Annotated in this window: 1 protein-coding gene; it reads left to right on the forward strand. The window is 65.6% G+C overall.

Going from position 1 to position 915, the window contains the following annotated elements:
• Positions 1–915: lipoyl synthase (gene lipA, locus AC1DRE_RS25080; protein ID WP_476987167.1), on the forward strand; the 915-nt coding region annotated here is incomplete at both ends.

Here is a 915-nt window from a genome sequence, read left to right on the forward strand (position 1 = left end):
GCCAAGGTTCAGATGGGCCCGGAGTTCGTCCAGCTCAAGAACCTGGTCAAGAAGGAGGGCCTCCACACGGTGTGTGAGGAGGCCGGCTGTCCCAACATCTTCGAGTGCTGGGAAGACAAGGAAGCGACCTTCCTGATCGGCGGCTCCGAGTGCACCCGGCGCTGCGATTTCTGCCAGATCGACACCGGCAAGCCCTCCCCGGTGGACATGTTCGAGCCCACGAAGGTGGCCCGTTCGGTCCAGGCCATGCAGCTGCGCTACGCCACCGTCACCGGTGTGGCCCGCGACGACCTSGCTGATGAGGGCGTCTGGCTCTACGCCGAAACGGTCCGCAAGATCCACGAACTGAACCCCGGCACCGGCGTGGAACTGCTGATCCCGGACTTCTCCGGCAAACCCGAGCACATCGCCGCGATCTGCGACTCCAAGCCCGAGGTCTTCGCCCACAACGTCGAAACCGTGCCCCGGATCTTCAAGCGCATCCGCCCGGCGTTCCGCTACGACCGCTCCCTGGACGTCATCACCCAGGGCCGGAACCTGGGCATGGTCACCAAGTCCAACCTGATCCTGGGCATGGGCGAAACCCGCGRGGAAATCTCCGAAGCCCTCCAGGACCTGCACAACGCCGGCTGCGACCTGATCACCATCACCCAGTACCTGCGCCCCTCCGAACGCCACCTCCCGGTGGACCGCTGGGTCAAGCCCCAGGAATTCGTCGACCTCGCCACCGAGGCCGAGGAAATCGGCTTCCTCGGCGTCATGTCCGGCCCGCTCGTCCGGTCCTCCTACCGCGCCGGACGCCTCTGGGCCACCGCAATGCGCAAAAAGGGCTGGGAAATCCCCGCAGAACTCGCCCACATCGAAAGCTCAGGCACCACCCGCCAGGAAGCCAGCTCCCTGATCGCAGCGCACTCC

The sequence above is a fragment of the Arthrobacter sp. P4_H3 genome, assembly GCF_056400885.1.